Below are 26,591 nucleotides of genomic sequence, written 5' to 3'. Positions count from 1 at the left end.
CAGCCCCTAAGGTAACGGTAGTCACTCGGCCCCGGGTGATCGTCGGGAGGTCGGATGAAGAGCCCGCGCGCCCTGGCCCTGGCGGCCGCTGCCGTGGTGGCCGCGGTGGCGGTGGCGGCGGTCGCCCAGCCCGGTGCGGCCGGGCCGGTGGAGGCCCGGTTCGCCTCGGCGCGGACGACGGTCGAGCAGCCCGCGCCCGCGGCGCCGGCCGCGCTCCCCACGCACTACACGGTGCTGCTCGCCGAGGATGCCGACCGCGCCGCGGCCGAGGCCGCCGTCACCGCGGCGGGTGGACGGGTGCTGCGGGAGAACGCCGCGATCGAGGCGCTCGTGGTCGAGGGCCCGCAGAGCGGGTTCATCGAGGCGGTGGCCGCGTCCGAGGCCGTGTTCGGGGCGGCGACAGCCCGGCCGGTGGGACGCACGGCCGCCGCCGTCGGGCAGGGGTCCTCCGCGGCCCCGGGCCACGCCGCGCAGGGTCCGGCCGGTCTCGACCCGCTCGACGCGCAGCTGTGGGGGCTGGCCATGATCGGGGCCGACGCCGCTCGCGCCACGGAGCCCGGTGACCGCGGCGTGCACGTCGGCATCCTCGACAGCGGCATCGACGCGAGCCACCCCGACCTCGCCGCGAACGTCGACCTCGCGCTCTCGCGCAACTTCGTCACCGACATCCCGGTCGATCCGAACGGGGTCGTCCTCGACGGGCCGTGCGAGTTCGAGGGCTGCGTCGACCCGGCGGGCCACGACGGCTCCGGGCACGGCACCCACGTGGCGGGCACGGTGGCCGCCGCCGCGAACGGGTTCGGCCTCTCGGGCGTGGCGCCGAACGTCACGCTGGTGAACATCCGGGCCGGGCAGGACGGCGGCCTGCTGTTCCTGCAGCCCGTGGTCGACGCGCTCACCTACGGTGCCGACATCGGCCTCGACGTGATCAACATGTCGTTCTACGTCGACCCGTGGCTGTACAACTGCCTCGACAACCCCGCCGACTCCCCGGCCGCCCGGATCGAGCAGCGCACCACGATCGAGGCGATGCGCCGGGCGCTGACGTACGCGCACGAGGCCGGCGTGACCCTGGTCGGGTCGCTGGGCAACAACCACGAGGACCTGGGGAAGCCGCGCGCGGACGCGTCCAGCCCGAACTACCCGTCGCAGTCGGCGTACCAGCGTCCGACCGACAACCGCACCTGCGTCACCCTGCCCGCGGAAGGGCCGCACGTGATCGGGGTGTCGGCCGTCGGACCGTCGGGGATCAAGGCCGCCTACTCCAACTACGGCACGGAGCAGATCTCGCTGGCCGCCCCCGGTGGCTACCTGAGGGACGGGGCGGGCACCCCGAGCTTCGGCACGCCCGGCAACCTGATCCTCTCCACGTACCCCCAGCACGTCCTGCAGGCCGCCGGCGACGTGGACGCCGCGGGCGAGGTCACCCAGCAGGGTGCGCAGAAGGGCATCCAGCGGGCCTGCGGCGCCGGTGGCTGCGGCTACTACGCCTACCTCCAGGGCACCTCGATGGCCGCCCCGCACGTCACCGGGGTCGCCGCGCTCGTGGTGAGCCGGTTCGGCACGCCCGACCCGGAGCGTCCGGGCACGCTGGCGATGCCGCCCGATGCGGTCGAGGAGATCCTGCTCGCCGCGGCCACCGAGCGGGCCTGCCCGGCCCCGGTCGTGTCGTACACCGACGTCGGCCTGCCCGCGGAGTTCGACGCGCCGTGCGAGGGCACGCCCGAGTTCAACGGCCACTACGGCGCGGGCATCGTCAACGCGGCGGCCGCGGTCGCTGCGCGCTGACCGCGGCCGCCCCGCCTCAGCCCAGCTCGAGCTTCGTGCCCTCCGGCGTGGCGCGGACGGCGACGATGCCCGCGAGCAGCACGGCCATCCAGAAGGCGCCCACCAGCCAGAGCGCTCCGTCCGCGGCGATCACCAGCCCGGTGACGATCATCGGCGTGAAACCGGCGCCGAGCAGGGATGCGCCCTGGTAGGACAGCGACGCCCCCGTGTAGCGCATGCGGGTGGGGAACTGCTCGGCGATGTAGGCGCCGATGGGGCCGAAGAGGGCGCCCTGGACGAGGCCGTTACCGACGACCACGGCGATCGCGAAGCCCCACAGCGTGCCGTTGCCGAGCAGCATCAGCAGCGGGTAGGCGAGCACGACGCCGGTGATCCCGGCGGCGGTGAGGACCGTCCGCCGTCCGATCCGGTCGCTCAGCCGGGCGGTCCAGAAGCAGATGATCAGGGTGAGGATCGCGCCGACGGCCTTCCAGTTCAGCACGCCCTCGCGGTCGACCTCGTTGGCGACGGCGAGCGAGACGCCCCAGACGGTGATGATGGCCTGGCAGCAGTAGAAGCTCATCGTGGCGACGAGGGCGATCACCACCGCGCGCGGGTGCGTGCGCAGCACGTCCACCAGCGGCATCCGCTTCCGTTCACCCGCGTCCTGCAGCTTCTGGAACATCGGGGTCTCCGCGACCTTCAGCCGGATGACCATGCCCACGGCGATGAGCACCACGCTGAGCAGGAACGGGATGCGCCAGCCCCAGACGAGGAAGTCCTCACCGGTCAGGGCCGAGACCAGCGAGACCACGAGGGTCGCCAGTACGGCGCCCGCCGGGCCGCCTGCGTTGGCGAAGGACGCGGCCAGCCCACGCCTGCGCTGGGGCGCCGACTCCAGTGCCATGAGCGCTGCCCCGCCCCATTCCCCGCCGACGGCCACGCCCTGGACCACGCGGAGCAGGACGAGCGCGATAGGGGCGACGACGCCGATCTGCGCGGTGGTGGGCAGCAGACCGATCAGCGTGGTGGCGGCGCCCATCATGAGCATGGACACGACCAGCATCTTCTTGCGGCCGATCCGGTCGCCGAAGTGTCCGAAGACGATGCCGCCGAGTGGTCGGGCGAGGTAACCCGCGGCCAGGGTGGCGAACGAGGCGAACAGCCCGACCCCGGAGCCGAGGCCGGCGAAGAAGACGGTGCTGAAGACGATGCTGGCCGCGGTGGCGTAGAGGATGAAGTCGTAGTACTCGATCGCGCTGCCGATGAAGCTCGAGGCCAGGATGCGGCGCATGTCCCCGGTGTTGAGGGACTGGTTCCCGGCGGGTTCCTGCGGTGTGGACTGCGTGACGGTCGACGGTGACTCGGGCACGGCTCCTCCTGTGGATGGGCGGCGGAAGCTCGGCTAGCGGTGCGCGCGCAGCGGGATCACGTCGAAGTCGTCCGGAAGGTGGAAGACCCCGTCGTAGTGGTCGGTGGCCTGCCGCCAGACGGCGGCATCGGCGGTCCCAGGCACGAGGTGGTGCAGCGCCAGCTGTTTCGCGCCCGCCTCGGTGGCCACCTTCGCGGCGTCCCGGACGCTCGTGTGCGACTTGTGGTGGTGGTCCCGGGCGGCGCGCGACCCCTCGTCCCTACGGCCGCGGTAGACCGACTCCACCCAGTCGAAGTCGATGGCCTCGTGCAACAACAGGTCGGTGCCCTCGGCGAGCGTGATCATGTTCGGGGTGTAGGTGGTGTCGCCGGAGAACGTCACCGATCCGCCCGCCGTCTCGAAGCGGAACCCGAAGGCGGGGGCGACGGGCGGGTGCTCGACCAGGACAGCCGACACCTCCACCAGGTCGTCGGCGTAGATCTGGAACGGGTCCATGAGCGGCGTCGGGTCGTCGTTGGGGTGGTAGCCGGCATCCGCGGGGATCGCGATGTCCGAGGCGACGAACAGGTCGAACGGGGACGGGCGCAGGCTGTCGATCACTCGGTCGTTGAGGTCGGTGGCGTGGGCGAACATGAGCTGCTCGAACATCTCGCGCGTGCCCGGCGTCGGCAGGTGCGGGGCCACCGGCGTCGGAGCCTCGGTGGCGCGCGGCGAGACCGGCGGGAGCATGCCGCGGTTGCCCGGACCGATGATCCGCACCGGGTCGTCGGTGCGGTCCAGCAGCTCGTACAGGCCGAAGATCGCGAGGCTCGCCAGGTCCACGGTGTGGTCGGAGTGCAGGTGGGTGAGGAAGATTCCGCGCAGGTTGCGCAGCTCCAGCCCGGCCTCGCTCAGCCGCCTGCCCACCCCGTGCCCGCAGTCCACGAGGTAGAACGACTCGCCCACGACGACGGCGGTGGCGATGCCGGTGCGGCCGCAGCCACCGGGCGCCCGCCACCAGCGTGGCCCGCCCGCCGTGCCGAGCGTGACGATGCGCGGACGCGGATCCAGGCTGGTCATGAGGCCTCCCGGCAGCGAACGGTGGTCCGTGCAGCCATCGTGCGGCGGGTCACATGATTTGTATAGTCAATCAATTTGATGGCCACGATAAGGAGAGGTGATGGCGGAGTTCACCCTTCGGCAGCTGCAGTACTTCGTCGCGGTGCTGGACCACGGCTCCGTCACGGCCGCGGCGCGCGAGTCGAACATCTCCCAGGCCGCCGCCTCGATGGCGATCGCCCAGCTCGAGCGGGCCGTCGGCGTGGACCTCCTGGTCCGGACCCGGGCCAAGAAGGTCGTCGCCACCGCCGCGGGTGTCGAGCTGGCCGCCCGCGCGCGGCGCGTCCTCACCGAGATCGGCGAGATCGAGGGCGCGGTGGCGGGCGGCTTCCACGAGATGCGCGGCGCGCTGCGGGTCGGCTGCAGCTCGTCGCTCTCGCCCCGGATCGTTCCCGGGCTCGTGGCCCACTTCGCCGCGCGGTACCCCGACGTGGACGTCGCGTTCCGCGAGGGGAGCGCGGGTGATCTGCAGCAGGAGGTCCTCGAGGGACGGCTGGACGTCGCCTTCGTCTACTCGCTGCAGGCGGACGAGGGGATGGACGTGGTCGAGATCGCCCCGGTCCGGCCGCGGCTGATGCTGGCGGCGGACCACCCGCTGGCCGGACGCGCGGCGGTCTCCTTCGCCGACGTCCGCGACGAGTGGGCCATCCTGCTCGACGTGCCGCCCACCATCGAACGGATCACCGCCATCATGCGCGCGAGCGGCGTCGAACCCCGCCTGCGGTGGTGCAGCGCCAACATGGAGACAATCCGCTCGCTCGTCGCCCGCGGGCTCGGCTATTCCTTCGTGAACTCCTGGCCTGCCACCGACATCACCTTCGACCGTCGCCGCGTGGCCTACGTCCCGGTGTCGGACGAGCTGCCGACGAACGCGATCGTGGCGGTCCTCCCGCCCGGTGCGCGCCCGCCCCGCCGGGTCGTCGAGGCGATCCGCTTCCAGCGCGACACGGCCGGCATCGAGCCCGACGCGGAGCCGAATCCGGGCGCGGATTGGTAATGTCGCTCGCCGTGTCCGACGAGCAGCCGCCCGCCCAGGCCCCGACCGCCCAGGCCCCGACCGCCCAGGCCCCGCCCGCACGGGTCGGGCCGGTACGGGTCCCGGCCCCGCAGGCTCCGACGCTCACGTTCCTCGCCACCGTCGAGGTGAAGGTCGGCGCGCCGGTGGAGATCGGCCGGACCCCGGAGGGGCATCGGCGGATCATCCCCATCGTGGGCGGCATCGTCACCGGCCCCCAGCTCCGCGGCACGGTCCTGCCCGTCGGCGCCGACTACCAGCTGCTGCGGTCCGACACGCTCACCGACCTGCAGGCCCAGTACGCGATCGAGACCGTCGAGGGCGAGCGCATCTACGTGTCGAACTCCGGGCTGCGGGCGGGCGCGGCGGAGGACATCGCCGCGCTGGTCCGCGGCGAGCCCGTGCCCCCGGAGCGGATCTACTTCCGCTGCACGCCGCGGCTGAGCTCGCCGAGCCCGCGGTGGGCGTGGCTCACCGAGCGGATCCTGGTCGGCACCGGGGAGCGACACCCCGACCGGGTCCGCCTGCACCTCTGGGTCGTCGCGTGACCGGCGGGCTCACTGCGCCGGGGCCGGCTCGATCAGCCGCACCACCGACGACGCCATCCGCAGCGAGCCGATCCCGGTGGGGTGGAGCGGGAACGGGTCGGACATGCCCTGCAGGTCGGGGCCGAGCCCGTCCGCAGGCTGCTCGCAGAGCAAAGCCAGCTCCGGCTCGGCCACGGCGAACCCGTACGCCTGCGCGCCTGCGCGCAGCACGTCGTTGAGCTGCTCGTTGCGCTCGGTCAGGAGTTCGATCTTGGTGGCGTCGAGGCCGGGAAAGCCCTCCGCACGGGTGTCGGGGCAGTCGGCGTCGGGCGGGAAGGCTCTGTATGAGGTCACGACGATGATCTGCGGGCTCCCGGGGAGGTCGTTGAGGTCGACGAGCAGGTCCCCGTAGACGCGGTCGAACGCCGCGAGCCGGTAGTCGAACTCGCCCTGGGTGAGGCGGTCGGAGCAGTCGGCGACCCCGTAGCAGTACTGCAGGAAGTCGGTCCAGCCGACGTCGTTGGGGCCGATCGCCACCACGACGAAGTCCAGGTCCTGCACCTGCTTGAGCACGCCGACCTGTGGCGGCAGCAGCCTGCCCCCGCGTTCCTGGGGGCCGCGCAGCCCGCTCGTGATCGTGGCGCTCGGGCAGGCCAGGTTGAGGACCCTGGCCGGCATGAGGTGGCCGATCTCGGCGGCGAGCGAGTCGGTGCTGCGCTCGCACGCGACGTCGTCGGGCGTGCCGTCCGGCAGCGGCGGGCCGCCGAGGCGGGCCGCGCGCGAGTCGCCGATCACCGCACCGTCGTAGCCGGAGATGGGGGGACCGACCGGGTCCGGGCTCAGGTGGTGGGCGCCGACGAGCTGCGACAGCGACGCGAGGCCGCGCAGCCCCTGCACCGCGCCCGTGTACGCGAGGACTCCCGACGCGCCCCAGGCGAGCACCGAGGCCACCACGGCGATCACCGTCATCCGCCGCGCCGCCCGCACGCAGTAGGTGAAGATCTCCGACAGGGGCGCGTGCCCGCCGGTCTCACGGCTCTGCCTGCGCAGCACCACGAGCGTGCGGATCCCCGCGGCCCCCGCGGCGGCGGCGAGGGTGAACGCGATCAGGCCGAGCCCGCCGAGCACGTACCAGTTGGCGAAGCCCCCGGTGACGGCGGCGACCGCCTCGTCGGTGGCCGTGGCCCGGTTCTCGGTGTCGAACACCGAGGCCGCCAGCGCGTTGCGCTGTACGGGCCCCATGGTCACCTGGGGTCGCAGCGGCCCGTAGACGTGCATGCGGTCCACGTCCAGCGCGGTGTTCCCAACCTGCACGAGCTGGGCGGGACCGGCCACGGACAGGTCCGGCGGCCGGGCGCCCACCGCGATGTGCTGGCCGAACGCCACGAGGTCCTGGTCCGGGGTGAGCGCAACGGTGACGGGGATCCCGACAGCGAGGCAGAACAGCACGAGGAGCAGCGTCGGCCACGAGCGGAGTTCCCTGAGCAACGTCGCACGGCGTCCGGTGTTCAGCGGTTCCTCCTCGCGGTGTCGATCGGCATCCCGGTTCCCAGGATGCGCCACGGGAAGGCGCGACGGGTACCGGCACCGGGGTGTGTTCGGTCCCGGGGCTCCGCGCGGATCGTCCCGGCCGTCGATTGGCGGTGAACCGGCGGGTCGCGTCGTCGGGCGTGCATGCGCCGGGCGGGGCGCATCCCCCATCGGCACTCCGGTCGGCGGGCTCCCCAGCCGCCGCCGTTTCCGGGGCGGTCAGGTGCGGTGATCATCACCCGGTCACCCGCCTCGCGCCCCGCCGGCCACCGCACCTGTTGTACCGCCCCGGACGCCCGGCCCCGGGCGTGTCGCCGGGATCGTCAGCTCCTCGTCAGCTCCCGGCGACGGGCGGGGTCGTCGGGGTCGTCGGGGTCGTGGGGGTCGTGGTGGTCGTCGGGCTCGGTGCCGGCGTCGCCCCGGACGTCGGCGGCGCGGAGGCGGGGCTCGGGCTGGGCCGGACCGTCAGCGTCGGGGTGGCGGCGGGCGCGGGTGGCGGCGCGGTCAGCTCGACGGGGGAGCTCTCGGTGCCGACGCCGCACCCGGCGCACAGCAGCGCGCCGAGCAGGGCGGCGACGGCGACGGCGCCGCGGGCCGGGCTGCTCACGGCGCCAGCTCCGGCAGCTCGACGACGAACCGGGCGCCCCCGCCGGGCCGTTCTTCCACCCACACGGACCCGTGGTGCCGGGCGGTGTGCTGGGCCACGAGGGCGAGCCCCAGGCCGCTGCCGGTGTCGTCACCGCGGTCACCCGCCAGCTGGCCGCGGGCGAACCGCTCGAACACCTGCTCGCGCAGCTCGGGTGGGACCCCGGGGCCTGCGTCGTCGACCTCCAGCCGGACGCACCCGCCGCGGCGGCCGACGGCCAGCCGGCACACCCCGCCGCCGTGGCGGGCGCCGTTGTCGAGCAGGTTGGCCACGAGCCGGTCCAGCCGTCTGCGGTCGGCCAGCACGAGCGGCGGTGGCACCGCGACCTCGACGTCCAACCCCTCCCGCCGCGCGGCGGCGACGTTGCGCACGAGCGCCCCGAGGTCGACGGCCTCGAGCTCGCGCTCGTCGGCGTCCGCGTCGTCGCGGGAGATCTCCAGCAGGTCGTCGACCATCCGGCGGAAGCGCTGTACGTCGGCCTCGAGCAGGTCCACGGCGAGCCGGGCCGCCTCGGGCAGCTCCGCCCGCCGGTGCCGCAGCACCTCGACGGCGTTGACCATCGTGGTGATCGGGGAGCGCAGCTCGTGGCTGACGTCGCCGGCGAACCGGGCGTCGCGGCGGACGCGCCGTTCGAGCGCCGCGGCGGTGCGGTTGAACGTGCTCGCCAGCGGCGCGAGGTCGGGGTCGCCGCGCTCGGGCAGCCGCGCGGTGAGGTCGCCGCCCGCCACCCGCCCCGCGGCGTCGGTCAGCTCGACCAGCGGGCGCAGGGCCCTGCTGCCCGCCCACCGGCCCAGCCCCAGCCCGAGCAGCCCGCTGACCAGCACCCCCGTGACGAGGACGCTGCTGAGGAACCGGAAGGTGCGGTCCAGGTCGGTCAGGCCGAACAGCTCGACGTAGATCGTGCCGGGCGGGCCGGCGGGCAGTGCGACGGCGATGACCGGCACCCCGTCCACCCGGACCCGCTGCCGGGCGGGCGTGCCGTCGCCCGCCAGCGCCAGCAGCGGGTCGGGCAGGACGGCGGGGTCGATCTGCCGCCCGCTGATCGTCCAGCCGCCGCTGCCGTTGAGCGCGATCGTCTTGTCCGCGCTCGTGGCGAGGCCGCTGAGCAGCTCCTCGAGGGCGGTGGTCTGCGCGCGCAGCGCCTCCTGCACGAGCCGGAGGTTGACCGTGGCCTGCCGGCCGGCGGACAGCTCGCGCTGGTCCAGCATGTAGGCGGAGGCGAGGTTCCAGGTGACCAGCGCGAGCAGCCCGGACACGGCGAGCGAGCCCAGGCCGAACGCGAACATGACCCGGGACCGCAGCGTGAGCCGGTTGCCGATCACGCGTCCGGGCTCCGGCCGATCTTGTAGCCCGCTCCGCGGACGGTGAGCACCAGCTCCGGCTCGTCCGGGTTCGACTCGATCTTGCGTCGCAACCGCCGCACGTGGACGTCGAGCAGTCGGGTGTCGCCGAAGTAGTCGTAGCCCCACACCCTGGCCAGCAGGTCCTCGCGGCTGACGATCCGGCCGCGCGCGGCGGCGAGCTCCGCGAGCAGCCGGAACTCGGTGCGGGTGAGGTGGACGTCCACGCCGTCGCGCCGGACCACGCCCTCGGCGGGCCGGATCACCACGGGCCCGGCCTGCAGCTCGTCGGCATCGGGCTCGGGTCGCTCGGCCGGGCGTCTGCGCCGCAGCAGCGCGCGGATCCGGGCCGCCAGCTCACCGGCGATCAGTGGCTTGGTGACGTAGTCGTCCGCGCCGGCCTCCAGCCCGTCGATCACGTCCGTGGTGTCCGAGCGGGCGGAGATGATGATGATCGGCAGGTCGCCCTGCGCGCGGAGGGTGCGGCAGACCTGCAGCCCGTCGATGCCGGGGAGCATCAGGTCCAGCAGCACGACGTCGGGCTCGGCGTTCTCGAGCTGGGCCCGCTCCAGCTGGGCGAGCGCCTCCTCGCCCGACGCCGCCCCGGTCACCCGGAAGCCCTCGTCGCCCAGCGCGAGGCCGAGGGCCTGCCGGATGCGCGTGTCGTCCTCCACGAGCAGCACGTGCGTCACCGGCGGCACCCTACCGGGGGCGGTCAGGCGGTGGCGCGCACCGCGAGCAGTGCCACGTCGTCGTCCAGCGGGTCACCGGAGAACTCCTCCACCGCCTCGCGCACGGCCGCCACCAGCTGGGTGGCCGAGCGCCCCGCGGCGGCGCCCGCCACGGCGAGCAGCCGGTCGGGGCCGAACTGCTCCCGGCGGCGGCGGCGCTCGGTGACCCCGTCGGTGTAGACGAGCAGCGTGTCGCCCGGCGCGAGCCGGTGGGTGGTGCACTCCAGCCGCACCGTCGGGACCAGGCCGACGGCGGTGCCGAAGGTCCCGATCAGCTCGGCGCCGCCGCCCGCCCGCACGATCACCGGCTGTACGTGGCCGGCCAGGACGAGCTCGACGTCGAGGCCCGCCGAGTCGGTGCCGCCCGGCCGCCGCCTGCTGACCATGGCCGCGGCGAGCGTGCAGAACTGCAGCGGGTCGGCAGCCTCGATCATCACCTCGTTGAGCATCTGGATGACGCGCGGCAGCGGCCGCCCGTCGCGCACGAGCACCCGCAGCACGTCCCGGACGAGGCCGGTGCGGGCGGCGGCCCGCGCCCCCTTGCCGCAGACGTCGCCGATGGAGACCAGCCAGTGCGCGGGGTCGACGGTGAGCACGTCGTAGAAGTCCCCGCCGACGTCGCTGCCGGAGCTCGACGGGAGGTACTCGGCGGCGAAGTCGATCCCCGGGACCACCGGCAGCGCCCGCGGGAGCAGCGCCTGCTGCAGCGCCTGCGAGACCGCGACGTGCGCCGCGGTGCTCTGCGCGTTGTGGATCGAGAGCGCGGCCCGGCGGGCGATGTCGCCCACCATCACGACGTCCTCCGGGCTGTGCGGGCGCCCGTCCGGCCTGCCGACGACGAGCGCGCCGATCGTGCCGCCCCGCGCCCGCAGCGGCACCGCGATGCCGTCGGTGGGCACCGCGAAGCGCACCGGGGCCGTCCCGTCGCGCACCAGCTCGGCCAGCGTGCCGCGCAGCTCGGCGGGCAGGCCGGTGCCGCGGTCGGGGTCGAGGACCGCGCGCAGCTCGGGGAGCTGGTTCTCGTCGGCGTGGGTGAGCGCGGCGAGCCGCAGGTGCCCCGTGTCGTCGGCGAGGTGGACCGCACACCAGCGGCCCAGGCGCGGCACGACGACCTGTGGCACCACGGCGACGGCCAGGTCCACGTCGAGCGACTGGCCCAGCAGCTCACTGGACTCGGCGAGGTAGGTCATCCACGTGCGCCTGCGCTCGTCCACCGCGCGCAGCCACTGGGACTCCACGGCCATCGCGACGCGGTTGGCGATCAGCTCGGCGAGGTCGCGGGTGCGGTCCGGGTCGGCGCTGCCCGACGAACGAGATGCGGTACCCGCCCTCGGCACCACGCGCAGGATGCCGCGCAGCGGGGGTGTCATGGGCAGCCGCACGGCGACGGCCGGGCCGCGCAGCGCCTGCGCCGGGCCGTCGCGCACCAGCTCCCGGGTGCCGGACCCGTCGCCGTCGTCGACCTCCACGCTCGCCGCCTGCGCGTCGAGCAGCTCCCGCAGCCTGCGGACGAGCTCGGCCACCAGCTCGACGGGCTCCAGCCGGTCCACCAGCGCCGGGGGGACGTGGAGCAGCCAGCGGGCCTGCTCGGCGGTGGTCCACACCCGCTCGCCGTCGGCAGGGGCGGGCGGTGCCTGGGTCGCAGGGGCGGGGGGTCTGCGGGCGAGGGAGAACCAGATGACGTGGCGGCCGTCGGTCTCGTGCCGGGTGCCCCAGGTCGTGGCGAGCCGCTGCACGAGGGCGAGCCCGCGCCCGTGCGACGCCGCGCGCCCGTACCGCTGGCGGGGCTGGGCGAGGTGCTGCTCGAGCGGGCCCGCGCCGCGGTCGGTGACCGCGACGGTCACCTCGTCCTCGGTGGCGGTCAGGGCCAGCTCGAACTCGGTGCCGGCGTGCAGCACCGCGTTCTCGCACAGCTCGCTCGCCAGCAGCACGGCGGTGTCGACGATGTCGAGGTCGGCGTCGGAGTCGCCGAGGTCGCGCAGTGCCTCCTGGAGGATCCGTCGGGCTCGACCTGCGGATCGGGCGTCCGGCGGCAGTCTGGTCCGCCGCTCGAGCAGAACGGGCACACGTGCAGTCTGCCGTGTCGGCACCACCCGTGCTCGCACCGGCACCGGGCGCGACTGCCGATCCACTAGTCTCGCCCTGCGGTGGCCGAGCCGGTGCCACGGCGCACGCCCGTGCCCGGCCGGGCCGAGCATGGGGAGGACGGCGGTCATGACCACGACACAGCGCGACGGCACGGCCCGTGGCGACACCGGCGACAGCGCGCTGCTGGGGGAGCTGGCCGAGGCGTTGCAGCAGGTGCGGCAGGGCAGCTTCGGCGTCCGACTCTCGCGGCGCGACGGGCTGGCGGGCGAGGTGGTCGATCAGTTCAACGAGCTGGTGAGCCTGCAGGAACGGCGCAACCGGGACCTCCTGCGGATCAGCCGGGTCGTCGGGCGCGAGGGCCGGATGTCCGAACGGCTCGACGAGGAGTCCTACGACGGCGACTGGGCCAGCGGCGCACGGGCGATCAACGCCCTGATCGACGACCTGGCCGAGCCGACCGCCGAGATCGCCCGGGTGATCGAGGCGGTGGCCGAGGGCGACCTGTCCCAGCACATGGCCCTGGAGATCGAGGGCAGGCCGCTGCGCGGGGAGTTCCGGCGGATCGGCCGCACCGTGAACACGATGGTCGACCAGCTCTCGAGCTTCGCCGACGAGGTCACGCGCGTGGCGCGCGAGGTCGGCACCGACGGCCGCCTGGGCGGCCAGGCCGACGTGCACGGTGTGGCGGGCACCTGGCGGGCGCTCACCGACTCGGTGAACACGATGGCGAGCAACCTCACCAACCAGGTGCGGTCGATCTCCTACGCGGCCACCGCGATCGCGCAGGGCGATCTGTCGCGCAAGATCACAGTCAGCGCGCGCGGCGAGGTCGCGGAGCTGGCCGACACGATCAACTGGCTCACCGACACGCTGCGCCTGTTCGCCGACGAGGTCACGCGCGTGGCACGCGAGGTGGGCACCGACGGCCGGCTCGGCGGCCAGGCCGTCGTCCCGAACGTGGCCGGCACCTGGAAGAACCTCACCGACGCGGTGAACCTCATGGCGGCCAACCTCACCGCGCAGGTGCGCGGGATCGCCCAGGTGGCCACCGCGGTCGCGAGCGGCGACCTCTCGCAGAAGATCACCGTCGACGCGCGCGGGGAGATCCTCGACCTGAAGTCGACCGTGAACACGATGGTCGACCAGCTGTCGTCGTTCGCCGACGAGGTCACGCGCGTGGCCCGCGAGGTGGGCATCGAGGGCAAGCTCGGCGGGCAGGCGGCCGTCCCGAACGTGTCGGGCACCTGGCGCGACCTCACCGAGAACGTCAACGAGCTGGCCGGGAACCTCACGGCACAGGTGCGCAACATCGCGCAGGTGACCACGGCGGTGGCGCGGGGCGACCTGTCGCAGAAGATCACGGTCGACGCGCAGGGGGAGATCCTCGAGCTGAAGTCGACGGTGAACACGATGGTGGACCAGCTGTCGTCGTTCGCCGACGAGGTCACGCGTGTGGCCCGCGAGGTGGGTACCGAGGGCAAGCTCGGCGGTCAGGCCGAGGTCGAGGGCGTCGCGGGCACCTGGCGCAACCTCACCGACAACGTCAACTACATGGCCTTCAACCTGACGGGGCAGGTGCGCAACATCGCGCAGGTGACCACGGCGGTGGCGCGGGGGGACCTGTCGCAGAAGATCACGGTCGACGCGCGCGGGGAGATCCTGGAACTCAAGTCGACGGTGAACACGATGGTGGATCAGCTGTCGTCGTTCGCCGACGAGGTCACCCGGGTGGCCCGCGAGGTCGGCATCGAGGGCAAGCTGGGTGGGCAGGCCGAGGTCAAGGGCGTCGCCGGGACGTGGCGGGACCTCACCGAGAACGTCAACGAGCTGGCGGGGAACCTGACGGCGCAGGTGCGCAACATCGCGCAGGTCACCACGGCGGTGGCGCGGGGGGACCTGTCGCAGAAGATCACGGTGGACGCCCGGGGGGAGATCCTCGAGCTGAAGTCGACGGTGAACACGATGGTGGACCAGCTGTCGTCGTTCGGCGACGAGGTCACGCGCGTGGCGCGGGAGGTGGGCACCGAGGGCAAGCTGGGCGGCCAGGCCACGGTCAAGGGCGTCGCGGGCACGTGGCGCGACCTCACCGAGAACGTGAACGAGCTGGCGGGGAACCTCACGGCGCAGGTGCGCAACATCGCGCAGGTCACCACGGCCGTCGCGCGCGGCGACCTGAGCCAGAAGATCACCGTGGACGCGCGTGGCGAGATCTTCGAGCTCAAGTCGACCGTGAACACGATGGTGGACCAGCTGTCGTCGTTCGCCGACGAGGTCACCCGCGTGGCCCGCGAGGTGGGCACCGAGGGCAAGCTCGGTGGCCAGGCCGAGGTCAAGGGCGTCGCCGGCACGTGGCGCGACCTCACCGAGAACGTCAACCAGCTGGCGTCCACGCTCACCACCCAGCTGCGGGCGATCTCGGCCGTGTCGACCGCGGTGGCGAGCGGCGACCTCACGCAGCAGATCATGGTGGCCGCGCAGGGCGAGGTGGCCGACCTCAAGGACACGATCAACCAGATGATCGTCGCCCTGCGCGAGACCACGAAGGCCAACGCCGAGCAGGGCTGGCTCGACTCCAACCTCGCGCGCATCGGCGGGCTGCTGCAGGGCCAGCGCGACCTCGGCGAGGTCTGCCGCATGATCATGGAGGAGGTCGCGCCCCTGGTGAACGCGCAGGTGGGCGCGTTCTTCCTGGCCGAGGACGCCCAGTGGGTGATGCGCGGCGGATACGCGTTGGGCCCCGGCGACCCGCCGCTGGCGTTCGGCACGGGGGAGGGACTGGTCGGGCAGGCCGCCGCGACCCGCCAGGTGGTGGTCGTCGAGAAGGTGCCGCCGGACTACCTCCCGATCCGCTCGGGCGTCGGCTCCGCGGCACCGCGGGCCGTGGTGGTGCTGCCCGTGCAGTTCGAGGACGAATGCCTGGGCGTCATCGAGCTGGGCTCGGTGGTGTCGTTCTCGCCGCTGCACATGATGTTCCTGGAGCGCCTGGTCGCCACGATCGGCGTCGCGATCACCACGATCCGGGCCAACCGGCGCACCGAGGAGCTGCTCTCGCAGTCCCAGGGCCTCGCGATGGAGCTGCAGGACCAGTCCGCCGAGCTGCAACGGGCCAACGCGGAGCTGGAGGAGAAGGCGGAGCAGCTCTTCGAGCAGAACCGCAACGTCGAGATCAAGAACATGGAGATCGACGCCGCCCGTCGCGGCGTCGAGGAGAAGGCGCAGCAGCTGGCGCTGGCCAGCCAGTACAAGTCGGAGTTCCTGGCCAACATGAGCCACGAGCTGCGCACCCCGCTCAACTCGCTGCTGCTGCTCTCGCGGCTGCTCGCCGACAACCCCGACCGCAACCTCACCGACAAGCAGATCGAGTTCGCGAGCACGATCCACAGCGCGGGCTCGGACCTGCTGCGGCTGATCGACGACATCCTCGACCTGTCCAAGATCGAGGCGGGCCGGGTGGACGTCGACCCCGCGCCGGTGGAGCTGGCGCACGTGCAGGGCTACGTCGAGCAGGCGTTCCGGCCGCAGGCCGAGGACAAGGGGCTCGAGCTGCGCGTCGAGACCGAGCCCGGGCTCCCCGAGATGATCACCACCGATGCTCAGCGGCTGCAGCAGATCCTGCGCAACCTGCTGGCCAACGCCGTCAAGTTCACCGACAGCGGGCACGTCACGCTGCACATCGGGCCGGCGCCCGCCGGCACGCTGCACGGCGTGCCGGCGCTCGACTCCGCCCGGCAGGTGATCGAGTTCGCGGTGCGCGACACGGGTATCGGCATTCCGGACGCCAAGCTCGAGATGATCTTCGAGGCGTTCCAGCAGGCCGACGGCACGACCAGCCGCAAGTACGGCGGCACCGGCCTGGGGCTGTCGATCTCCAAGGAGCTCGCGCGGATGCTGGGGGGCAAGATCGAGGTCACGTCCGAGGTCGGGAGCGGCTCGGTGTTCACGCTGCTGCTGCCCGACGAGCTGCCCCCGGTCACGGCCGCCGCGGCCAGGATGCTGCCCCGGCGCACCGTCGAGCTGCCCCCGATGCCGCCGATGTCGGCACCGGAGCCGCCCGCGCCCCCGAACCCGATCCTCCGCACCACGCCCGGTGGTCCCGCTGCCGCCCGGCCGGCGCCGTCGCTCACCGGCGTGACCGTGCTGATCGTCGACGACGACGTGCGCAACGTGTTCGCCCTGACCAGTGCGCTGGAGCTGCACGGGCTGACCGTGCTCTACGCCGACAACGGGACCGACGGCATCCGGCTGCTCACCCAGCACCCGGAGGTGGACGTGGTCCTGATGGACGCGATGATGCCCGACCTCGACGGCAACGAGACGACCCGGCGGATCCGGGCGCTGCCGCAGGGCCGTGACCTGCCCGTCGTGTTCCTCACGGCGAAGGCGATGCCGGGCGACCGGGAGTCCAGCCTCGCCGCGGGAGCCACCGAGTACGTCACGAAGCCGGTGGATCTCGATGAGCTGCTCGCCCTGATGGCGGCCTGGGTGCGGCCGAATCGCGTGGAGACGGTGGGATGATCAAGAAGACGGCCCGGGTGCTGGCCGTGGACGACCGGCGCGAGAACCTGCTCGCGCTGCAGGCGATCCTCGAAGGGCTGCCCATCGAGATCGTGGCGGTCACCAGCGGTGAGGACGCCCTCAAGCGGCTGCTGTCCGAGGACTTCGCCGTGATCCTGCTCGACGCGCACATGCCCGGCATGGACGGCTTCGAGACCGCCGGGCACGTCAAGCAGCGGGAACGCACGCGGCACATCCCCATCCTGTTCCTCACCGCGGTCGACTACGACCCGCACCTGGCGTTCCGCGGCTACCAGGCGGGCGCGGTGGACTACATCACCAAGCCCTTCGACCCCTGGGTGCTGCGGTCCAAGGTCGCCGTGTTCGTCGACCTGTGGACCATGCACACCCAGCTCGCCGCCCGCGCCACCGAGTACGGGCTCCTGCGCTCGGCGGTCGACGACGCCCTGCGGCTGCTGGAGAGCTCCGAGCCCGACGCGGTCGAACGCGCCAAGGCCCGGCTGGCGGGGGTACGCAACCCGCGCTGACGCGGCGGCCGCCGCGCGGGTGATCGTCGTGAGATGGCTGTTCTCGTCGTTCCGGGTGCGCGGACGCGTGTCTCGTGGTGATCCTGGCCGGGGTGATCGTCATGAGGTGGTGGTTGTTGCTGTCCCGGGTGCCGTGGTGCGCATCTCGCGGTGATCTCGGGACTGCGGGGGGGGGCGACGGGTGATCGTCGTGAGATGGCTGTTCTTGCAGTTCCGAGTGCGCCGACGCGTATCTCGTGGTGATCTTGGGGCCGCGGGGGGTGGCGACGGGTGATCGTCGCGAGTTGGCGGTTCTCGTTGTTCCGGGTGCGCGGACGCGTGTCTCGTGGTGATCATGGCCGCGGTGATCGTCGTGAGGTGGTGGTTGTTGCTGTCCCGGGTGCGGTAGTGCGTATCTCGCGGTGATCATGGGACGGTGGGCGACCGGCGGGGCGCGCGGCGCGTTCGGGGCGGTCGGCGGCGGTGCGGCGGCGGTTCGGAGGCGGCGGAACGGGCACCCGCCGGGCGATGAGCGGGATCAGGGCGGAGGTGCCGGCGTGACGGAGCCGGGCGCGACACCGGCGCCGCCGGGGCCGGGCGACCGGGCGGTGTCGCCGGGGCCCGCCGGCCCGGCCGAGCCCCCGACGGCGCGGGCCCGGCGGGTCGCGGTGGTGGCCTGGGCGGCGATCGGTGTGCTGGTGCTCGCCGCGCTCGTGCTGTGGGCGCTGGCCCGGCTCGCGATCGTCGTGGTGCCGCTGCTCATCGCGCTGTTCCCGGCGGCGGCGCTGACGCCGCTGCGCCACCGCATGGTCCGCTCCGGCTGGCCGCGCGCGCTCGCGGCGCTCACGCTCGTGCTCGGGCTGCTCGTGGTCATCGCGGGGCTGGTGGCCGGGCCGATCCCGGCGCTCGTGGACGAGATCCCCACGCTGGTCGACTCGATCGCCACCGCCGTGCAGCAGCTGCAGGAGTTCCTGGCCCGGCTGCCCGGCGGCGCCCGGCTCGGCAACGCCGAACAGCTCGCGGGCGACGCCGCGGCGGCGGTGCTGGGGGCCGACCCGGTGGCCGGCACCGTCGGCGTGGCGGTGACGGCCGTGACCGTGCTGTCCGGCGTGGTGCTCGCTGTGCTCGCGCTGTACTTCCTGCTCTACCAGGGCGACCGGATCGCCCGCGGCGCCGCCGACCTCCTGGTGCCACGCCGCCGCCGGGCCGACGCGCTCGAGCTCGGCGACCAGCTGTGGACGACGCTCGGGGCGTACGTGCGGGCCCAGCTGCTGATCGGGCTGATCGACGCGGTGCTCATCGGGCTCGGGATCTGGCTGCTCGGGGTGCCCGCGGTGGTGCCGCTCGCGCTGCTGATCTTCGTGGGCGCGCAGGTGCCGATCATCGGGGCGTTCGTGGCCGGCTCGGTGGCCGTGCTCGTGGCGCTGGCCGACGGCGGGCTGGGCGTCGCTGCGGCCACGCTGGCGGTGATCCTCGGAGTACAGTTCGCGGAAGGGCAGTTCCTGGAACCGGCGCTCATGTCGCGGCTGGTGCGGCTGCCCGCGTTCGCCGTGATCGTCGCCGTGGCGATCGGGACGGCGCTGCTCGGCGTGCTCGGAGCCCTGCTCGCGGTGCCGGTGGCTGCCTGCGTGGTCCGGACGGGCGCGTTCCTGCGCGACCGCCGCGCCCGCGGGGAGGCGACCGCGTCCTGACCCGGATGCGTCCTGACCGGGCCGGCACAGGGGTGGGCCCCGGCCGCACGGGGGAACGGCCGGGGCCCGGGTCCGGAATCTGTCAGCTGTTGCGGAAGACGTCCTTGACCTTCTCGCCCGCCTGCTTGACGTTGCCCTTCATCTGGTCGGTGTGGCCCTCGGCCTCCATCTCCTCGTCGCCCGTGGCCTGGCCGACCTTCTCCTTGGCCTTGCCCTTGAGCTCCTCGGCCTTGTTGTCGATCTTGTCGTCGGTACCCATGGCCACCTCCCGGTCCAGCCGATGCGGTTTCAGGTGCAGGGCTACCCGCGGCGACGCGCCCCGACACGAACTCACCCGTTCGGGGGGGTGGTCAGACCGACCCGGCCCGGACCAGGCAGAACGGGTGGCCCGCCGGGTCGAGGTAGACGCGGAAGTTCTCGCCGGGCTGGTGCTCGTGCTTGCGCGCGCCGATCGCGAGCACCCGCTCCTCCGCGGCATCGAGGTCGGGCACGTCGAAGTCGAGGTGCAGCTGCTGCGGGTGGGCCGCCTCGGGCCACTGCGGCGGGACGTGGTCGGGCGCGTGCTGCAAGGCGAGCGCGACGCCTCTGGTGGCGGCGAGCTGCACCCAGCCGTCGTCGGCCCGCTCGACGGGCGCGCCGGTGAGCGCGCTGTAGAACTCCGCGACGGCCCGCGGTTCCCGGCAGTCGACGACGGCGACGCTGAACGTTGCGATGGCGGTACTCATGCGGCGACGGTAGCGGCGGGCACCGACAGACCTGCCCTACCGCACGAACAACCGGGCCAGCGCGGGCGCCACCAACAGCATGACGATCACCCGCAGCACCTGCACCGCCACCACGAACGTGACGTCGGTGCCCGCGGAGATCGCGGTGGCGAGCACGGCGTAGACCCCGCCGGGGGTGGTCGCGAGGTAGCCCTCGAGCGCGGTGGCGCCGGTCATCGCCGACAGCAGCAGCCCGAGCCCGGCCGACGCGGCGATCACGGCGGCGATCAGCGCCGTGGCCAGCGGAAGCACCCCGAGCACGGTGCGCAGGCTCTCGCGGGTGAACCGGACGCCGGCCTGCCAGCCGATCACCGCGTAAGCGACCTCGACGAGCAGCGCGGGTGGGTTCGCCCCGAACGACCATCCGGCGAGTTTGAGCGCGATCGCGACCGCCATCGGGCCGAGCAGCCCGCCCGCCGGCAGGCGTGCGAGCCGGGCGAGGGCGACGCCCGCCAGCGCACAGACCACGACGAACCCGACGTCCAGCGGCCACGGTGCCCCGCCGCTGTCCGGCCCGGCGACCGCGCTGCCGGAGGCGCCGAACACGACCGCCGCGACCACCGGCATCGTCGCCGTGACCAGCCCGACCCGCAGGTACTGGACGACCGCCACCACCCGCTCGTCGCCGCCCAGGTCCCGGCTGATCGCCACCAGCCCGGACGCGCCGCCCGCGGTCAGCGCCAGCACCCCGGTCAGCGGCGAGACACCGGGGCGCACCCCGAGCAGCAGCCCGGCGCCCATGCTGAGCGCCAGCGTGCCGACCCCGATCGCGACCACCGGCAGCCAGACCGGTGCGAGCCCCGCCAGTGTCGACGGCTGCGCCAGCACCCCGATGACGACGCCGATGACCGCCTGCCCCGCCGTCGTCGCCGCCCTCGGGATGGCGGCAGGCGCCCGCCCGGCCAGCGCGAGGCCCGTGGCGACGAGGAGCCCGGCGAACAGGGCGGGGGAGGGGACCGCGGCCACCGCCACCGCTGCCGTCACCGCCACGGTGAGCGCGACGAGCAGCGCCCACCGCGTCCACGCCCGCCCCAGCACGCCCCGATCCTCGACCACGCCCGGTCGGCGGCGCACGGGACGGCTGCCGAGTGTCGGGAAAGCCACGTTCCGGTCACTCAGCGACCGGAACGTGGCTTTCCTGACGGTGACTGGGTGCCGCTACCGGGAGCGGGACTGGACGAGCTCCCACACGGCGGCGGTCGTGAACCCGTAGGCCAGGTGCGGGACGAGGTCGGAGACCCACGAGCTCCCGGGCCACGTCCGCGGGTCGGTGGCGCCGAGCGCGGCCATCGGGCCGGTGGTGCCGACGTTCGCGGCGAGCCCGGCGCCGATGCCGAGCACCGGCAGCGGTACGCCGTCCAGCCGCGGGCGCACCAGCCCGTAGAGGGCGCCCGTGCCCAGCCCGGCCGCGATGCCGAGCAGCGCGCCGAGCCCGGAGCGGCGGTTGCTCGCCGACTCGCTGTCGGGGCCCTCGGCGGACAGGCTCGCGTGCGCGAGCTCCTCGGACTTGCGCACGGTCTCCTCGGGCGTCGAGCTCGCCGGCCGGGCGCGCACGACCATGTCGAGGTAGGTGACGAGATTGAGGGCCGTGGTGCCCGCGGCGCCCGCGGCGAGTCCGGCCAGCAGCGATCGGTTCATGCAAAGGGCTTTCCCATCGTGGCGCCCGTTACGCGGCCCGGGTCAACGGGTACCGCCTCCGGTGTGGACCTCCAATTCCTCCGGAACCTGACCGAGAAGCCCGGCCCCTTCGCGACGGTCTACCTGGACGCGTCACACGACACCGAGGACGCCGCGCGCGCTGCGCAGCTGCGCTGGACGGAGGCCCGATCCCAGCTGGCGGAGCAGGGGGCGGACGAGGCCACCCTGGACGCGCTCGAGGGCGCCGTCGGCTCGGGAGAGCCCGCCGTGGGGCGGGCCGGGCGCGTGCTCGTGGGCCGCGGTGGCGAGGTGCTGCTGGACCGGACGCTGCCCGAGCCGCCCGCTGTGCCGTCGGCGCGGTGGGAACCGCTGCCCGGCCTGCTCCCGATGCTGGTCGACCAGCCCGAGCCGGTGTCGGCAGTGATCGTCCGGATCGACGAGACCGGCGGCGAGATCTTCGCGGCCGGTCCCGGCGCCGAGCCGGTGCCGGTCGAGGACGTCGAGGGCAGCGAGTACCTCGTGCACAAGGTGCGGGCGGGCGGCTGGTCGCACCTCAACATGCAGGAGCGCGTGGAGGAGAGCTGGCGGCGCAACACGGCCGAGGTCGCCGAGCGCGTCGACCGGCACGTCGCGGCCACCGGAGCGCGCCTGCTGGTGATCGCGGGCGACCCGCGGTCGCGCTCGCGGCTGCGGGACGCGCTGGGGGAGCGGGCGGCCGGGATGGCGGTCGAGCTCGACCACAGCGGGGGTGCCGATGCCGATGTGCTGGCCGCGGCGGTCGCCGAGGCCGTGCAGGACGCGGTGACCGACGACCGGCGCGCCGTGCTCGAGCGCTACGACCAGGCCGCCGGGCGGCCCGACGGGCTCGCCGTCGACGGGATCGAGCGCGTCCTCGCGGCGCTGCGGGCCGAGGCCGTCGACACCCTCCTCGTGGACGGCGCCGTCGACCGGGACACCGAGGTGTGGATCTCCGAGGTGCCGACCCGGCTCGCCACCAGCGAGGACGACCTGCGCGCGATCGGCACCGACCCGACCGAGCGGGTGCCCGTCGACGCCGCGCTGCTGCGGGCGGCGGCGTGCTCCGGGGCCGCGTTCGTGCCGGTCGGGGGTGGCCGCACCGGCCTCGTCGGGCGCCCGATGGCCGACGGTGTGGCCGCGCTGCTGCGCTACCCGCTGCCCAGCGGCGCCTGACCCGCCCGGACGAGAGACGGACGACGAGAACCGCCCCTTCCCGAGCGGGAAGGGGCCGTTGTCGTGCGAGGGCTACTGCTGGGCGTTGTCCCGCACGTGGCCCGCGGAGTCCTTGGCCTGGCCCTGCACCTGCTGGCCGGCCGAGCGGCCCTCGTCGGCGACGGTCCGGCCGGCCTCCGTGGCGGTCGACCTCACCGACTCCGCGGCCTCCTGCGCCGGCCCGCTGAGGTTGTCCTTCACCTCGGTGGCCGCCTGCTTCGCGGCCTCGGCCACCGGCTGCCCGTACTCTCCGGCGCGGTCCTTGGCCTGGGTCGCCAGCTCCTGCTCGCGGTTGCTCGCGGGCAGCAGCGACGAGATCAGCCAGCCGGCGCCGAACGCGATGAGCCCGGCGGCGAGGGGGTTGCCCTGGGCCTGCCGGCGCGCCGCCGCGGGCGCCTCGGACACGGTGTGTGCCGCGCTCGAGGCGGCGTCGGAGACGCCGGACGCGCCCGACGACGTGGTACCGGACACCGAGTCGGCCATGTGGTGCGCGGTCTCGCGGGCCCCGCCGCCCGCGTGCGTGCCGGAGACGGTGTGTGTGCTCGAGTGGAGCGGGTTGCTGCCCATCACCTTGTCCTTCCAGCGGCCCGCGGTGCTGCGGGCCCGGTTCATGCGGCGCTCGACGACCCGGCCCGGCGTCACCTTCTCGGTGAGGGCGTCGACGTCGGTGCTGAGGTGCGACTGCGTCCGCTCGATGTCACGGCGGATCTGGTCGGGATCGGCGGCCTGGCCGCCGCCCGTCCCGTAGCTCGGGCTGGTCACGCTGGTCCTCCTCGCTGGCCTTTGAGTGCGTCGGGAACGTGGCTGAGGGTGTCGACGGTGCGCTCCGGCTTGGGGTGCACCTGGCGCAGCTTGGTGCGGCCCATGGAGGCCAGCACGGCCGCGATGACGCCCCACACGACGGCGACGATGAGCCCCGCCCAGCCGGCGTCCATGACGTTGGACAGCCCGCCCCACAGCGCGAGCGACAGGAACAGCAGGACGAAGTACCCGGCCAGTGCGGCACCGCTGAGGGCGCCCGCCGCCTTGCCGGTCTTCGCCGCCTCCTGCTTGATCTCGGCCTGTGCCAGCGCGAGCTCCTGGCGCATGAGGGTCGACAGGTCCCGGGTCACGTTGGAGAGCAGCTCGCCCACCGAGGCGTTGGAGATGTCCGGGCCCGGCTGGTGGGCCTGGTGGGCGGCGGCCGCCGGTGGCGCGCCCGGGGGTGGGCCCGCCGGCCCGGCCGGTCCCGCCGGTCCCGCCGGTCCCGCCGGAGGCGCGTACGCGCCGCTGCCGGTGGGGGGAGTGGGTGCCGTCATCGGGGACCCCCGTGCTGCGGGTTCGGGTGCACCGGATTGTCCGGCCGCGGTGCGGCGCCACGCTCCAGGTCCTCGACGTAGTCACCGACCGTCGTCGCCTCCGACCGCGGCGGGTCGCCCGGCCGGGCCGGCGGCGGGGGACCGGAGCCGGGTGCACCCGGACCGGCGGGCGCCGGGCCGGGCCCGCCCGGTGCGGGGTAAGCGGGCGGCGCCGGGTAGCCGGGGCCACCGGCGGGGACGCCGGGCGGGGCGGAGCCCGGTGCGTACGGCGGCGGCCCGCCCGGGGCCCCGACCGGGCCTCCCGGCGGCGGGTAGGCGGCGCCGGGCGCGTCGTACGGCAGCGGCGTGGGCGGGCCCGCGGGGTACCCGGGGGGCGGGGCGGCGGCCGGGCGTGGCGCGGGAACCGGCGGCGGCGCGGCGTGCTGCCCACTCGTGTCGCGGTTGGCGTCGACGGCGCCGCGCGTCAGCCGCCCGGCCACCGCGCCGGCGAGGGCCGCGCCGATCAGGAACGCACCGGGGCGGCGCCGTGCCAGGTTGCGGACCTCCTCGAGCAGGTCGCCCGGTTCCCGGCGGCTGAGCCACTCCGCGGCGTCGTCGACCCGGCTCGCCGCCTGCTTGGCGAGATCGGACGCCGGTCCGTGCTGGTCGCCGCGGTCGGCCATCTCGTGGAGTTCCGCGGCGAGGGCGCGCAGGCCGTCGGTGGCCTTCTGCTGGCCGTTCCTGGCCTGCTCGTTGGCCTGGTTGCGGGCCTCGCCGAGCAGGTCCTTGGCCTGGCGGCGGGCCTCGTCGGCCACTGCGCCTGCCTGCTCCGCCGCGGTGTTCGCGACGTGCTTGCCCGCCTCGGCGCCGGTCCGGCCCACCTGTGCCGCTTCGTCGCGCGCAACCTGGCCGGTGCCTCCGCCGGTTCCGGGACCGGCAGCGGCCCCCGGCCCGTAACCGCTCGTGTGCTGACTCATCGAGCAAGCTCCCTGTCCTCGTCGATGTGGCCGATCTGATCGCCAGTTGGGCTACCCCGCCCGGGGACGGGCAACCACACGCTGTGCCCGATCGGCCCAGTCCGGCAGGGGGACCGGCCCGGACGAGGCCGGCGAGGTCAGCCGCGGGCGGCGCGCCGCCCGCCCACGGCGCGGCCCAGGCGGGTGATCCCGTACAGCACCACGCCCAGCAGGAGCAGCAGCCCGGCGCGCAGCCACACCCCCGCCTCCTGCTGGGTCGCGAGCGCCACGCACGACAGCAGCCCGAGCGCGGGCAGGACCAGCGGCACGCGGACGTGGTCGGCCTCGCCCTCCTGCGGCCTGCGGCGCAGCACGATCACCGCCAGGTTGGTGCTGGCGAACGTCACGAGCAGCAGCAGGACGACGGTGTTGGCCAGGTCGGCGAGGTCACCGGTGAACGTCAGCGCCACCGACACCGCCAGGGTGGCGACGATGGCCACCCACGGCGTACGCCTGCCGGGCAGCACACGGCCGAGCACCGCGGGCAGCAGCCCGTCGGTGACCATCCCGTAGGCGAGGCGGCTGGAGTAGATCCCGGTGAGCAGCGCGGTGTTGGCCACCGCGACGAGGGCGACGATCGCGAACAGCGAGGTCGGGACGCCGACGTCGGCGACCCGCACGACCTCGAGCAGCGGGCCCGTCGAGCCGGTGAGCTGCTCGGGCGGCACGGTGACCGTCACGGTGAGCCCGACGAGCAGGTACAGCACCCCGGCGACGAGCAGCCCGCCGATGAGCGCGAGGGGGTAGCTGCGGCGCACGTTCTTCGTCTCCTCGGCGAGGTTGGCCGACGTCTCGAAGCCGACGAACGAGTAGAAGGCGAGTGCCGCGGCCGCGAGCACCGCGATCGCGATGCCGCCGGCGTCGGGTGCGGGCATGGCGGTGAGCCGGGCCGCGTCGGCGTCCCCGCGGCTGACGACGAGCACGCCGAGGACGACGACGAGCACGAGGCCCGCCGACTCGGTCAGCGTCATGACGACGTTCGCGCCCATCGACTCGGCGATGCCGCGCGCGTTGAGCAGCCCGATCGCGAGCAGGAACGCCAGCGCGACGGGTAGCGGCGGCAGATCGACGAGCGCGGCGAGGTACTCGCCGCCGAACGCCAGCGCCAGCCCGGCCACGCTGGTGACGCCCGCCGCGAGCCCGCAGAAGCCGATCAGGAACGAGACGGCCTCGCTGCGGAACGCCCGGTGGGCGAACACCGCGGCGCCGCCCGCGCGCGGGAACCGGGTGACGAGCTCGACGTAGGAGGCCGCGGTCAGCAGAGCCAGCCCGAGTGCCACGAGCAGCGCCAGCCACAGCGCGCCGCCCGCCTCCGCGGAGGCCTCCCCGACCAGGGTGTAGATGCCCGCACCGAGCACGTCGCCGATCACGAACAGCAGCAGCACCTTGCCGCTCACCGCGCGCCGCAGCCGGGTGTCCTCGTGGGTTCCGCTCACCGCATCGGTCGCCATGTCACCAATTCGCCGTTGCGCGGTCGTTCGAAACGCCGACGGCGGGTATGCCCCGACCATGACGCGAGCCGAGAACCCCGACGAACACGACCCCGACGAACCCGACCAGGACGCCGAACCGGACCAGGACGCCGGGCCGACGATGACGGCCCCGCCCGAGGACCGGCCGGACGCCGATGCGTCGGCGCTGGACGAGGACGGGCGGGCCGACAGCCCCGACGTGGTCGACACCGACGCCGATCAGGGGCGATAGCCGCACAGGGCGGAACAGGATCCGGTGCGGCGTCCCCGAACGGACGGCGCTACCCCCCACCCGGGACCCGCTACGGCGACCGTGCGTCGCTTGATCGTGTCGGAGTGTTGCGTCCGGCGAGCGGCGGGTGCAGGGT

Annotated in this window: 23 protein-coding genes; 8 read left to right on the top strand and 15 right to left on the bottom strand. The window is 74.1% G+C overall.

From position 1 onward, the window contains the following. Nucleotides 1-54: 54 nt before the first annotated feature. Nucleotides 55-1,788, top strand: coding sequence for a S8 family peptidase (locus KME75_RS09085; RefSeq protein WP_219414129.1), 1,734 nt, complete (start codon nt 55-57; stop codon nt 1,786-1,788). 16 nt (nt 1,789-1,804) lie between these two features. On the opposite strand, the gene KME75_RS09080 is transcribed toward KME75_RS09085, so the two are convergent. Together KME75_RS09080 and KME75_RS09075 are read right to left on the bottom strand one after the other, a co-directional pair. Beyond that, entirely contained in the window at nt 1,805-3,139 is a 1,335-nt protein-coding gene (locus KME75_RS09080) for an MFS transporter (protein WP_308282658.1), read from the bottom strand. Between the two features lie 33 nt (nt 3,140-3,172). Continuing rightward, on the bottom strand, nt 3,173-4,198 hold the full coding sequence (locus tag KME75_RS09075) for an MBL fold metallo-hydrolase (RefSeq protein ID WP_219414128.1): 1,026 nt from the start codon (nt 4,196-4,198) through the stop codon (nt 3,173-3,175). Between the two features lie 100 nt (nt 4,199-4,298). Between KME75_RS09075 and KME75_RS09070 the strand changes: the two genes are divergently transcribed. Together KME75_RS09070 and KME75_RS09065 are read left to right on the top strand one after the other, a co-directional pair. After that, nucleotides 4,299-5,234, top strand: coding sequence for a LysR family transcriptional regulator (locus tag KME75_RS09070; RefSeq protein ID WP_219414127.1), 936 nt, complete (start codon nt 4,299-4,301; stop codon nt 5,232-5,234). After that, nucleotides 5,234-5,800, top strand: coding sequence for a DUF3237 family protein (locus KME75_RS09065; protein ID WP_219414126.1), 567 nt, complete (start codon nt 5,234-5,236; stop codon nt 5,798-5,800). Before KME75_RS09070 ends, KME75_RS09065 begins: the two co-directional genes overlap by 1 nt. 9 nt (nt 5,801-5,809) lie before the next feature. Here KME75_RS09065 and KME75_RS09060 read toward each other — a convergent pair whose 3' ends face one another. From KME75_RS09060 to KME75_RS09040, 5 genes are all read right to left on the bottom strand, one after another. Continuing rightward, on the bottom strand, nt 5,810-7,267 hold the full coding sequence (locus KME75_RS09060; RefSeq protein WP_219414125.1) for a GDSL-type esterase/lipase family protein: 1,458 nt from the start codon (nt 7,265-7,267) through the stop codon (nt 5,810-5,812). A gap of 376 nt (nt 7,268-7,643) precedes the next feature. Continuing rightward, nucleotides 7,644-7,916, bottom strand: a complete 273-nt coding sequence (locus tag KME75_RS09055; RefSeq protein WP_219414124.1) for a hypothetical protein — start codon at nt 7,914-7,916, stop codon at nt 7,644-7,646. After that, nucleotides 7,913-9,277: a HAMP domain-containing sensor histidine kinase gene (locus tag KME75_RS09050; RefSeq protein ID WP_308282657.1), complete on the bottom strand. Its 1,365-nt coding sequence runs from the start codon at nt 9,275-9,277 to the stop codon at nt 7,913-7,915. Before KME75_RS09050 ends, KME75_RS09055 begins: the two co-directional genes overlap by 4 nt. Then, nucleotides 9,274-9,987, bottom strand: coding sequence for a response regulator (locus KME75_RS09045; protein WP_308282656.1), 714 nt, complete (start codon nt 9,985-9,987; stop codon nt 9,274-9,276). The genes KME75_RS09050 and KME75_RS09045 overlap by 4 nt, the downstream gene beginning before the upstream one ends. Nucleotides 9,988-10,010: 23 nt before the next feature. Further along, on the bottom strand, nt 10,011-12,092 hold the full coding sequence (locus KME75_RS09040) for a SpoIIE family protein phosphatase (RefSeq protein WP_219414122.1): 2,082 nt from the start codon (nt 12,090-12,092) through the stop codon (nt 10,011-10,013). A gap of 148 nt (nt 12,093-12,240) precedes the next feature. On the opposite strand from KME75_RS09040, the gene KME75_RS09035 reads away from it, so the two are divergent. From KME75_RS09035 to KME75_RS09025, 3 genes are all read left to right on the top strand, one after another. Continuing rightward, nucleotides 12,241-16,629, top strand: coding sequence for a HAMP domain-containing protein (locus tag KME75_RS09035; protein ID WP_219414121.1), 4,389 nt, complete (start codon nt 12,241-12,243; stop codon nt 16,627-16,629). After that, the gene (locus KME75_RS09030; protein WP_219414120.1) at nt 16,626-17,156 is read left to right on the top strand and encodes a response regulator; all 531 of its coding nucleotides are present in this window, start codon (nt 16,626-16,628) and stop codon (nt 17,154-17,156) included. Before KME75_RS09035 ends, KME75_RS09030 begins: the two co-directional genes overlap by 4 nt. Before the next feature lie 536 nt (nt 17,157-17,692). Further along, on the top strand, nt 17,693-18,826 hold the full coding sequence (locus tag KME75_RS09025) for an AI-2E family transporter (RefSeq protein ID WP_219414119.1): 1,134 nt from the start codon (nt 17,693-17,695) through the stop codon (nt 18,824-18,826). A gap of 82 nt (nt 18,827-18,908) precedes the next feature. Here KME75_RS09025 and KME75_RS09020 read toward each other — a convergent pair whose 3' ends face one another. From KME75_RS09020 to KME75_RS09005, 4 genes are all read right to left on the bottom strand, one after another. Then, a complete protein-coding gene (locus tag KME75_RS09020; protein ID WP_219414118.1) occupies nt 18,909-19,085 on the bottom strand; it encodes a CsbD family protein in 177 nt (58 codons plus the stop codon). 91 nt (nt 19,086-19,176) lie between these two features. After that, on the bottom strand, nt 19,177-19,551 hold the full coding sequence (locus KME75_RS09015) for a VOC family protein (protein ID WP_219414117.1): 375 nt from the start codon (nt 19,549-19,551) through the stop codon (nt 19,177-19,179). 36 nt (nt 19,552-19,587) lie between these two features. After that, complete coding sequence (locus tag KME75_RS09010) at nt 19,588-20,694, bottom strand: AbrB family transcriptional regulator (protein WP_308282655.1); 1,107 nt, start codon at nt 20,692-20,694, stop codon at nt 19,588-19,590. Between the two features lie 54 nt (nt 20,695-20,748). Continuing rightward, nucleotides 20,749-21,228, bottom strand: coding sequence for a hypothetical protein (locus tag KME75_RS09005; protein ID WP_219414116.1), 480 nt, complete (start codon nt 21,226-21,228; stop codon nt 20,749-20,751). 63 nt (nt 21,229-21,291) lie between these two features. Here KME75_RS09005 and KME75_RS09000 point away from each other — a divergent pair, with 63 nt between their 5' ends. Further along, complete coding sequence (locus KME75_RS09000; RefSeq protein WP_219414115.1) at nt 21,292-22,419, top strand: Rv2629 family ribosome hibernation factor; 1,128 nt, start codon at nt 21,292-21,294, stop codon at nt 22,417-22,419. Between the two features lie 72 nt (nt 22,420-22,491). Here KME75_RS09000 and KME75_RS08995 read toward each other — a convergent pair whose 3' ends face one another. The 4 genes from KME75_RS08995 to KME75_RS08980 form a co-directional block, all read right to left on the bottom strand. After that, nucleotides 22,492-23,220: a DUF3618 domain-containing protein gene (locus KME75_RS08995; protein ID WP_219414114.1), complete on the bottom strand. Its 729-nt coding sequence runs from the start codon at nt 23,218-23,220 to the stop codon at nt 22,492-22,494. Then, nucleotides 23,217-23,756 (bottom strand): phage holin family protein, encoded by a 540-nt coding sequence (locus KME75_RS08990; protein WP_219414113.1) that lies wholly within the window; start codon nt 23,754-23,756, stop codon nt 23,217-23,219. Before KME75_RS08990 ends, KME75_RS08995 begins: the two co-directional genes overlap by 4 nt. Further along, nucleotides 23,753-24,712, bottom strand: coding sequence for a hypothetical protein (locus tag KME75_RS08985; RefSeq protein WP_219414112.1), 960 nt, complete (start codon nt 24,710-24,712; stop codon nt 23,753-23,755). Before KME75_RS08985 ends, KME75_RS08990 begins: the two co-directional genes overlap by 4 nt. A gap of 137 nt (nt 24,713-24,849) precedes the next feature. Beyond that, on the bottom strand, nt 24,850-26,202 hold the full coding sequence (locus KME75_RS08980; RefSeq protein ID WP_219414111.1) for an APC family permease: 1,353 nt from the start codon (nt 26,200-26,202) through the stop codon (nt 24,850-24,852). Nucleotides 26,203-26,260: 58 nt separating this feature from the next. Here KME75_RS08980 and KME75_RS08975 point away from each other — a divergent pair, with 58 nt between their 5' ends. Then, nucleotides 26,261-26,455: a hypothetical protein gene (locus KME75_RS08975; RefSeq protein WP_219414110.1), complete on the top strand. Its 195-nt coding sequence runs from the start codon at nt 26,261-26,263 to the stop codon at nt 26,453-26,455. Nucleotides 26,456-26,591 lie beyond the last annotated feature (136 nt).

The sequence above is a fragment of the Pseudonocardia nigra genome (assembly GCF_019396355.1).
GTDB classification, from domain to species: domain Bacteria; phylum Actinomycetota; class Actinomycetes; order Mycobacteriales; family Pseudonocardiaceae; genus Pseudonocardia; species Pseudonocardia nigra.
This window is presented reverse-complemented; position numbering and strand designations above follow the sequence as displayed.